This is a genomic window from Janthinobacterium sp. SUN026 (assembly GCF_030397625.1).
Lineage (GTDB): Bacteria > Pseudomonadota > Gammaproteobacteria > Burkholderiales > Burkholderiaceae_D > Janthinobacterium > Janthinobacterium kumbetense.
Map to the genome: position 1 here is coordinate 235,604 of NZ_JAPQNU010000002.1, position 9,269 is coordinate 244,872.

Sequence of the window (9,269 nt, forward strand, 5' to 3'; positions counted from 1 at the left end):
TCAAACGCCTTTCAATACGGCCACGGCGTAGGTGCAGGCCGTGGCCGTTTCATTCCTGAACACGCAGTCGGCCGGCGGGCCCAGTTCCAGGCAGTCGCCCTCGTCCAGCACGTGGCGGCTCTCCCCTTCGATGAAGACGAGGCTGCCGCTGAGCGACCAGATGAGTTGCCGCCGCGACGCATAGGCGGCGGCCGGCATGGCCACCACGGCGCCGGGCGGCAAGGTAATATGCACGAGGTCGAGCGGCATGTCGGACGCGGGCGACACGTGGCGCCGCACATAGCCGCTCTGCGGGTCGATCCACACGGGCTGGTCAGCCTGGCGCAGCAAGCGCCCTGCGCGCATTTCGGCGCGGGCGATCAATTCGGACATGCTCAGGTCGAAGGCGCCCGACAGGCGCGCCAGCAAGGTGGCCGTGGGGCTGCAATCGCCCCGCTCCACCTTGTGCACCATCGCGCGCGACACGCCCGAGCGGGCCGCCAGCTCCGTCAGCGACCAGCCCAGGCTTTCCCGCTCGAGGCGCACCCTGGCGCCGATGCGTTGGTTCAATTCGTCTGGTTTAGTGGACATGATCAGGATTTATTGGACAAAAGCATGGGCGGCAATCTATGATTTGTCCATTATAGTAGACGCCTAGCAAGGAGAGCAACATGCAGATACGCGATGCCCATGCGGGCGACATCGAGGCCATCACGGCCATCTACAACGATGCCGTCAGCAATACCCTGGCCATCTGGAATGAACGGACGGTCGATGCGGCCAACCGCGCCGCCTGGCTGGCCGACCGCGAAAAGGCCGGCTATCCCGTGCTCGTCGCCATCGATGCGGAAGAAAATGTGGCCGGCTACGCCTCGTTCGGCGACTGGCGCCCGTTCGAAGGCTTTCGGCATACGGTCGAGCATTCCGTGTACGTGCGCGCCGATCGGCGCGGCGCCGGGGTCGGCAAGGCCTTGATGGGGGAATTGATCGCGCGGGCGCGCGGCCTGGGCAAGCACGTGATGGTGGCGGGCATCGAAGCAGGCAATGCCGGCTCGATCGCCCTGCACAAGCAGCTGGGTTTCGAAGAGGTGGGATTGATGCGCCAGGTGGGCACCAAGTTCGGCGCCTGGCTGGACCTGGCGTTCCTGCAGCTGCAACTCGACACGCGCAGCGATCCGGACGGCATTGCGCCGTCCGGTTGAGGTCAAACAAATATCAAGGAGCGCGCATCAGAGATCGATCTCCGGCGGCGGGCGGCGCAGCGCCATATGTTCCCACACGGCCACCAATACCAGCACGCAGCTGGTGATGCAGGCCAGGGTCAGGGGCGAATACAGCCGGCCATATGCCATCGGGATCAGCGCCAGGATGATCAAGATGCCCAGCAGGTGCGACAGCGGCGGCGTGGCGCGGTCGTTACTGACCCATTTAAACAAGGCATTGCCCAGCAGATACAGGATCGGGCCGCCCAGCAAGGCGCTGATGCCGGCGAAGCTCGCTTCGTCCGGATGCACGAGGGCCAGCTCGTCGGCCACGGCGGAAACGATCACGCCGCCCACGATCAGCACGTGGATATACGTGTAAGCCTTGCGGGCGATGCGCCCCGGATCCTTCGAGTGGGCGATGCGGTGGTGGCCCGCCTCGGCGCCCGTGTCGAAATAGATCCACCACATGGCGATGCTGCCGACCAGGGCCGACAGGAATCCCAGCCAGTTGGCGGCCGTCCATTCCAGGCCGGCGAAGGTGGCGCCCGTCACCAGCAGGGATTCCCCCAGGGCGATGATGACGAACAGCGCGCAGCGCTCGGCCATGTGGCCGCCGTCGACATCCCAGTCGGCCGTCGAGGAACGGCCCAGGCCCGGCATGCCGAACTGCATCCAGGGACCGGCCAGGTCGATCAGCAGGGCCGCGCCCCACCAGAAGATGCGCTGCTCGGGCGACGCGATGCCGCCGGCGATCCAGAAGATGCCGGACAGCACGGCCCACAGGGCGATGCGCTGGAAATTGCGGCGGCGCGACAGTTCCTCGTGGCGCACGGCCCACCAGGCGAACAGGGGCCGGCCCACCTGCATGGCGACGTAGGCGCCCGCAAAACCCAGGCCCCGCGTGCCGAACGCTTCGGGAATCGAGGCCGACATGAGCAAGCCGCCCAGCATCATGGCGAACAGGCTGATGCGCACGGGAATGCGTTCTGGATCGAGCCAGTTGGTGATCCACGAGGTAAAGATCCACACCCACCAGACGGCCATCAGCAGCAGGCCCGTCTGCAGCCAGCCCATGGCGCTCAGATGCGCCAGCAAGCCATGCGACAGTTGCGTGACGGCAAATACGAACACGAGGTCGAAGAACAGCTCGATCATGCCCACCTTGCCGCTGTCCTGCACGCCGCGCTGGCGCAGCAGGGAAATGCGATTATTCATTTTTTTCCTTGCATAAATACCGGACCGGCGCCCGCGGCGCTGGCCAAAACGGCACGATGATAGCAGATGGGGATGGCGGCCATGGCGACGCCCTGCGGTCGGCATGCGTTTGCTCTTCCGGCCGAATTTCGTTACGATGGGTCGCATGCGCGGGACACCACCTCCACCATGTATCAGCTGAACTGGCGCGGCCCCTGGCTCGCTGCCGTGCTGCTGCTATCGCTCGGTGGCGACGCCCCGGCGCTGGCGCGCCAGCTGGCCGAACCGGCCCCCGCGTGCCGGGCGCCGCAAACCATGGCGCTGACGGTCAACAGCGACGCCATCGCCACGGCCAGCAACGATATCAATGACAATACCCTGGTGGCGCTGCGCGCCAACGGCACCGCCTACTGGACGGTTTTATTGTCGACAGCGAATATCCTGCTGCAGCTGGGCGCCGACCGCGGCGATACCATCGTGACGTTCCAGAAAGGACTGACCCTGCGTTTCCAGGCGCTCGGTCCGCAGCAATATCAAATCCTCATCGATGGCCCCATCCTCGATGACGGCACGCAATACACGCTGACTGGCAAGGTGGTAGCCGTTTTTGAACGCTGTCCGGCCCCGCCCGCGCCAGCCGCGCAATAAAGCCGCGCAGGCCATCTATTTAAATCAATAAACCGTTTATATTCAATTGCATTTCCTATTCCGCTTGCCTGCCGCCGCGCAAAATGGCCTACAGCACATTCCCGCGCCGCGTCCGGAAGCCGCATTATTCTTGCCTTCGCGACAATTCGAGAGAATCGCGCAAAAAAATAGGCATAGAATCGCTACTCGTCATGCGCAAGAGCCGGCATGGTTATATTACGAATAGCCGGAAACTACTTTTTTGAATAAGCAAATACGAAATATATTAATCAATTCCGGATTGATTAATATCAAATGTCTTGTCTTTATTTGAAATTGTGTATTGTCCTGCCATATTTTTATGGCATGGTCGCAAAGCCGTCGCAATACCATTTCTACCGACTTACCCAACTGCCCCGAACCTGTCGGCCACGGGGCGCCCACCGCAAGTGCAGGCCGATATCACCTCATGGAGAATGTCATGTCTAACTTACCTCGCGTCGAAGTCACCAACCATACGCTGGCTTCCGGCCAAAGCGTCACCACCAACACCACGCCGAACAGCATCGCGCTGTCCATCGCCAGCGGCGACAGCAACAACCAGACCGGCATCGCCTTCCAGTTCCAGGGCCGCACCACGTACTGGAATCCCAGCGTCACCACGGGTTTTACCACGGCCAAGCTGGCCAGCGACACGGGCAACGGCGTCGTCACGTGGAAAGCCGGCCTGACGGTCACCTACTCGCCGCAAAGCACGGGCCTGTATAACGTGCTGCTCTCCGGCGACATCGTCGACAGCGGCACCTTGTATAGCTACACGGGCTTCGTGCTGGCCACCTTTACCTCCAACTCGCAGTAAGCGGCGGTTCCGCGCCCGCCTGCGGGCGGGCGCTCTGGATGGCCGCCCGCCACCGCGTCCAGGCAAGCCACCTGGCCATCCGACGCCCTTCCGGGCCCACCCGTTGTAAACGATTGCGTTGCCGCGCGGCAGCCATGCCGCCGCATCGCAGCCCGAGTCGCGTCTTGAGTGGAGGTTGTCATGGGTTTCAGTTTCGTCGCCACCGATCCCGCCAGCAAGGTCAGCCTGTATGAATCGCCGCCGCAGGCGGAGCATGCCTGGGCCGGCTACCTGCTGCCGCCCGTCGCGCCGCCGGCCACGCCCCCGGACAGCATCAGCTATGCCGACAGCCTGTCGCCGCAGCGCATGGGTAGCTACGTGTTTGCCAGCGCCCGTCCGGCGGCGCTGGACGCGGCGCCCGGCCCCTTCATCGCCGCCCTCGTCGCGTATATCGACCGGCAGTCATCGGCGCCGGGACTGAACCTGAACGCGCTGCTGTGGCTGCGCGACACCGATGCAGCGCCGACTGATTCCTTCAAGAACTACGGCTGCAGCTACACCTATAACCAGCTGACCAAGGGCTTTGCCACCAGCACCAACGTCAATTTCCGGCTGGGACAGGACCTGCTGTTCAACGTGCTGTCCGGCGTCGGCCTGTCCATCGACGCCGCCAGCGGCAGTCTGCGGCTGGCCGCGCCGCTGGCTACGCCGCCGGCGCTGGCCTTCCAGCGCAATGCCAGCGATATCGGCATACGCGTCACGGGCAGCGGCAGCACGATCCGCACGTTCGTGCCTTTGGCGGGCGCGAATGCGGGCTGCCTGACGTTCACGGCCACCGTCAACCCTCCCGTCACCTTCGGCCCAAGCGGCCTGGCCGTCGGCTTCCCCATGACCGCGCGCGACACGGCCAGCGGCCAGCTGCAGCAGCTGTTCTACCCGGCGCTGAGCGCGCCCGCCAAGCTGTCGGCCAGCCTGGCCTGGGTCGGCACCGTCGACCCGCTCGATCCCTACAATCAGAAGCTGTCCGCCAAGGCGCGGCTGGAAGGCGTATTGCGCTGCGGCTTGCTGCCGGCCGACCGGCCCGCCTTGCCGTCCACCTACCGCACGGCGCTGGGCCATGCGACGATCTTGCGGCCGCTGGGCGCCGCCAGCGGGCAGCCGCCCGTGGTCGGCCTGCAGTCGGGCGCCCTGGCCTTTGGCTGCGCCGCCCGGTCGCCTTCCCAGCCCGCTACCAGCAAGGCCCTGCTGACGCCGGCCGGGCGCTTTGGCCTGAGCGCCATCGGCCAGGCTGACGGGGCGCAGACAAACTTGTTATGCGGCATCTTCGGCTCGGAACAGCTGAGCATGACCACCTATGATGGCGCCGCGCCGGAAAATGACAGCCTGCTGTTCGTGCCCGGCTCGCCCGCCTACGCGTCCGTCTTCCCGTTCCAGGCCGCGACCCTGGACTTGCCCGATTCCGGTAACGTGGCCACGCCGCTGACGGCCGATTACCTCGGTTGCTGGGCCAGCGTGCTCAAGGGCGGCGCGGCCATGCCGCAATACCATGCGGAGCCGGCGGGTAGTCCCATGTACGGCCTGCCGCCGGCCGCCCGGGCCGCCGCCTTGCTGCGCGCCGTGGCTGCCGATACCGTGCTCGCCTCGACCCCGCCCTCGCTGCCCGTGCCGCAGGGCGCCGCGCACGCCTTTCCCCTGCTGCCGTATGGCGGCGCCGTCAGCGGCGGCCCGCTGGATGTCAGCGCCGCCCTGCTGTCGAGCTTTGAAAGCAGCATCGTCGCCGCCACCCGCAAGGCCGTCATTTCCAGCGGCGCCAGCGCCACCTGGCAGGCGCGTGCGGCCGCCTGCCGCCGCGTGCGTGGACTGGCCGCCGGCGACGCGGTGGCGGAAGCGCCGCACTACCGCACCACGCCGCAGGGAGCGGTCGCCACCGTGTCCAGCCAGGCGCAGGACCAGGACGCCTTCCTGTCAGTGACCCTGGGTCAGACCCTGGGCGGCGGCGGCCAGGTCTTGCCGTTCGGCTTCCGCTTCCCGGACGCGACCTTGCAGGATGCCTTGCAGACCAACCAGCTGTTCCTCGTGGCCGTCAACGCGGCCCACCTGTCGGACGGCGCCGCGCACTTCGACAATATCGTGGGCATCGCGGGCTGGACCATGCAAGCGCAGGTGGGCGTCGGCGTGACGCCCACGTCCTACCGCAACGTGATGCTGCTCAAGTATTGCAGCGGCAGCGTCAGGGAACGCGTCGCCAATCCGAACGCCTGGTCGGGCGCGCCCGATTTTTCGCTGGCCGCCGACGCCGGCCCCGACGTCCAGGGCATCGCCTACACGGGGCTGTCGCAATGGCTGCAGGATGTCATCGAAGCGGCCGAGGTGCTGGCGGCGGACAAGCCCGAATCGCCGTACCAGCATTTCCTGGAACTGGTCAGCGATCCCACCTGGACGGGCGTGCTGGTGCTGCAGGCGGACCTGGATCCGTCCAGCCTGCCGCCCGGCCTGCAGGGCATCGCGGCCGGCCTCGACCTGACGCGCTTCGTCGCCCACCATTTCGGCTTCACGGCCAGCCGCGTGACGGTGCATGGCGACGGCAGCATCACCCTCAACGGCAATTCCAGCACCTTCGGCCTGGTCGACTACCAGGATCCGGCCTTCGCCGCCGGCCAGCGCAACGGCTTGCCGCCCGATACCCCCATCGCCCTGCCCGACACCGACAACTATGCATTCCGCGTGCTGCAATTGCAGGTGCTGTTCGACAATGCCGTCATCAAGACCTTCAAGAGCTACGTGCAGCTGGCCGTCAACGGCCTGCTCGGCTCGCGCGTGACGGCCACCACCTTCGGCGGCAATGCGATGCCGAACAACGGCGTGGTGCTCGACGGCAGCTATATCGACCAGAACGGCACCGGCATCTACATCTTCGAGCAAGCCACGCCATCGATATTCAGCCTCGACAGCAACCTGCTGCGCCATGTGGCTTTCCAGCGCATCCAGTTCAACTGCCTGGGCACCACCGACGCGGGCGCGACCGTGCTGAACCGTTTTTCCGTCTGGGGCACGCTGGACTTCGCCAGCCTGGACGACCGCACGGGCGCCGTGCTGGACCTGCTGTCGTTCGGCGCGCTGGCGCCGGACCTGCCGCCGGACGGCGCAGGCCTGGCCTTTTCCAACCTGGTGATCGACATGCGCTATCCGCAGACGACGCCGTCGGCCGTGCGCTTCGACGAGGTGACGGCCAACCTGGCCTACGACCTCGACGCCAGCCAGGCCAGGCCGGACAGCCTGTTCAAGGGCTTCGGCCTGGAACTGTCGGGCTTTATCGCCGCCGCCGACGGGCAAAAGCCGGCCGATTTCGGCTTCCTGCCCGTCAGCACGGCGCTGAACCTGGGCACGCTCGACGGGCCATGGCACGGCATCGTGTACGACGTCACCATGGGCGGGCCGGGCGCGCTCGTCTCGGCCGCCGGCTTCCATTCGACCCTGCTGCTGGCCTGGTCGCCCGCCAGCACGGCCGACGACGACGAGCAAGCCGTCTTCGTCGGCCTGTCGCTGCCCGGCGCGGCGCCGGGCGCCAGGCTGATCAGCCTGCAAGGCATCTTCAAGCTGGCCATCGACAATATCGGGCTGATGCGGCAAAAAGTGCCCGACGGCGACTCTTACTACTATTGCCTGCGGCTCGACAATATCGCCATCAAGTTCCTCGGCATTGCCAAGCTGCCGCCCGACGCGAACATCCAGTTCTTCCTGTTTGGCGACCCGAAGAATACGGGCAGCCTGGGCTGGTATGCCGCGTACATCGCCGATGCGGCCGCCCGCCAGGAGCAGGCACTGGCCGCGCTGCCATTGCCGGCCATTTCACTGGGGAGCGCAGCATGACCAACGTCGTGTATTGGAATATCGAGAACTTCGGCATCAACAAGGTCAACAATCCCAGCCGCAAGCGGCCCCGCTATGGCGAAGGCGGCCGCTGCGGCGGCAACCTGCCGGCCGTGGCCGCGCTGCAGCGCCGCAATCACATCCTGACCATCCTGCGCGCCACGCAGCCCGATATCTTCGTGTTGATCGAGGTGTCGGCCAGCGCGGCCGGCGCCGGCGACCTGGCGCCCGACACGGGCGGCTTGCAGGGCGCGATCTTCCTGCTGCAACAGCTGCGCACCGACCCCGCCGACCCCAACCGCGCTGCCTGGCGCATGGTGCCGCCGCTGAAAGTGGGCACGGGCGGGCGCACGGAATCGGTCGCCGTGCTGTACCGCGGCATATCGGGCACGGTTGGCACGCCCACGGAAGTGCGGCGCTATTTCACGGGGCCGAACGTGTGGACGGGCGGCGGCGTGGCGGCCGTGGCGGCCGGCGCCGTGCCTGCCGCCTACCCGGCCGGGGGCGCCGGCGCGCCCGACATCCAGGATTTGCTCAACCCGCAAGGCCAGCCGGCGCGCACCATCCCGGCCGGCGCGCAGTACAACGGCGGCCTGGCCGAGGGCATGGCGGCGGCGCGCATCGCCTTCGCCCCCGCGCCGGCGCCGGCCGTGCCGCCCGTCGTTGGCGGCCTGGTCAATTTCAACGGCTTGCGCCAGCCCTTCATGGTCACTTTCGTGGAAACCAACCGGACCGACGTCATCACGCGCAACCTGACCCTGTTTGCCGTGCATGCGCCGCCCAACCACGGCGGCGCCACCAATTTCATCAACATCTTGCTGCGCGGCGTGCTCGACGTGGCGGCGCCGCCCGCCGGCGCGCCGCACAATGAAGTCAAGCTGATCTGCGGCGACTTCAACCTGAACGCCATCTACGCGCAGCCGCCCGGCGCGGGCGGACGGACGACGGCTTACGACCAGTTGCGCGCGATCAACTACATACCGCTGCTGGACCCGCCGCCTGCCATGCCGGTGGCGCCGAACCTGACGCTGGACGCGTACCAGGGTTACCTGGCCACGCATATCCGCCCCAAGCGCACCAAGCAGCAGCTGACGCAGCAATCGCGCTTCCTGTGGTCCGACAATACGGCCGGCGGCGCGTTGGTGGCGGCGCCGTATCCCGGCTATAACTATATCGGCAGCGATATGGTGAGCAACTTTTTCTCGATCGACAATATGCTCGTCAACCCGCTGGTGGCGGCGAATAACTACCAGTTCACGGTGATGAACCCCGTGTCGGGCACGCCGTTCACGGTGGCGGGCGGCATGCCCCCGGGCGTACCCATCGGCACGCGCCCGCTGCCCGCGCAATTTCCGAACGTGCCTGCCGGCATGGTCTGGCCGCAATCGCCGGCGGCCGTGTATGCCGTAGGCCAGGCGCGCACCCTGAACGGCTGGGCCAATTACGGCTACCTGCGCAGCACCAGCGACCACCTGGCGCTGTTTGCCGTGCTGTAGACAGAGCGTCCGGGCGGGTGCGAGCGTCCGCCCTGGACATCATGACTGATTCAAGGAGCA

7 protein-coding genes are annotated in these 9,269 nt (G+C 66.4%); 5 read left to right on the plus strand and 2 right to left on the minus strand.

Annotated elements, in window-relative coordinates:
• Nucleotides 1-570 carry an XRE family transcriptional regulator gene (locus OX459_RS10910; protein ID WP_289905016.1) on the minus strand — a complete coding sequence of 190 codons (570 nt, stop codon included), beginning with the start codon at nucleotides 568-570 and terminating at the stop codon, nucleotides 1-3.
• An 80-nt stretch (nucleotides 571-650) separates the two neighbouring features.
• Between OX459_RS10910 and OX459_RS10915 the strand changes: the two genes are divergently transcribed.
• On the plus strand, nucleotides 651-1,181 hold the full coding sequence (locus OX459_RS10915; RefSeq protein ID WP_289905017.1) for a GNAT family N-acetyltransferase: 531 nt from the start codon (nucleotides 651-653) through the stop codon (nucleotides 1,179-1,181).
• A gap of 27 nt (nucleotides 1,182-1,208) precedes the next feature.
• Here the strand turns inward: OX459_RS10915 and OX459_RS10920 are convergent, their stop codons facing one another.
• Complete coding sequence (locus OX459_RS10920) at nucleotides 1,209-2,399, minus strand: low temperature requirement protein A (protein ID WP_099668027.1); 1,191 nt, start codon at nucleotides 2,397-2,399, stop codon at nucleotides 1,209-1,211.
• Between the two features lie 168 nt (nucleotides 2,400-2,567).
• On the opposite strand from OX459_RS10920, the gene OX459_RS10925 reads away from it, so the two are divergent.
• From OX459_RS10925 to OX459_RS10940, 4 genes are all read left to right on the plus strand, one after another.
• Nucleotides 2,568-3,026, plus strand: coding sequence for a hypothetical protein (locus OX459_RS10925; protein WP_289905018.1), 459 nt, complete (start codon nucleotides 2,568-2,570; stop codon nucleotides 3,024-3,026).
• Between the two features lie 460 nt (nucleotides 3,027-3,486).
• Nucleotides 3,487-3,864: a hypothetical protein gene (locus OX459_RS10930; RefSeq protein ID WP_251348792.1), complete on the plus strand. Its 378-nt coding sequence runs from the start codon at nucleotides 3,487-3,489 to the stop codon at nucleotides 3,862-3,864.
• Nucleotides 3,865-4,044: 180 nt separating this feature from the next.
• The gene (locus OX459_RS10935; protein WP_289905019.1) at nucleotides 4,045-7,713 is read left to right on the plus strand and encodes a hypothetical protein; all 3,669 of its coding nucleotides are present in this window, start codon (nucleotides 4,045-4,047) and stop codon (nucleotides 7,711-7,713) included.
• Complete coding sequence (locus tag OX459_RS10940) at nucleotides 7,710-9,209, plus strand: endonuclease/exonuclease/phosphatase family protein (protein WP_289905020.1); 1,500 nt, start codon at nucleotides 7,710-7,712, stop codon at nucleotides 9,207-9,209. The genes OX459_RS10935 and OX459_RS10940 overlap by 4 nt, the downstream gene beginning before the upstream one ends.
• The last annotated feature ends 60 nt before the right edge of the window (nucleotides 9,210-9,269 follow it).

Bases quoted from the DNA above. Each gene is read 5' to 3' on its own strand.
- OX459_RS10920 (WP_099668027.1), bottom strand. From the start codon at position 2,399: ATGAATAATCGCATTTCCCTGCTGCGCCAGCGCGGCGTGCAGGACAGC.
- OX459_RS10910 (WP_289905016.1), bottom strand. From the start codon at position 570: ATGTCCACTAAACCAGACGAATTGAACCAACGCATCGGCGCCAGGGTG.
- OX459_RS10915 (WP_289905017.1), top strand. From the start codon at position 651: ATGCAGATACGCGATGCCCATGCGGGCGACATCGAGGCCATCACGGCC.
- OX459_RS10940 (WP_289905020.1), top strand. From the start codon at position 7,710: ATGACCAACGTCGTGTATTGGAATATCGAGAACTTCGGCATCAACAAG.
- OX459_RS10930 (WP_251348792.1), top strand. From the start codon at position 3,487: ATGTCTAACTTACCTCGCGTCGAAGTCACCAACCATACGCTGGCTTCC.
- OX459_RS10935 (WP_289905019.1), top strand. From the start codon at position 4,045: ATGGGTTTCAGTTTCGTCGCCACCGATCCCGCCAGCAAGGTCAGCCTG.
- OX459_RS10925 (WP_289905018.1), top strand. From the start codon at position 2,568: ATGTATCAGCTGAACTGGCGCGGCCCCTGGCTCGCTGCCGTGCTGCTG.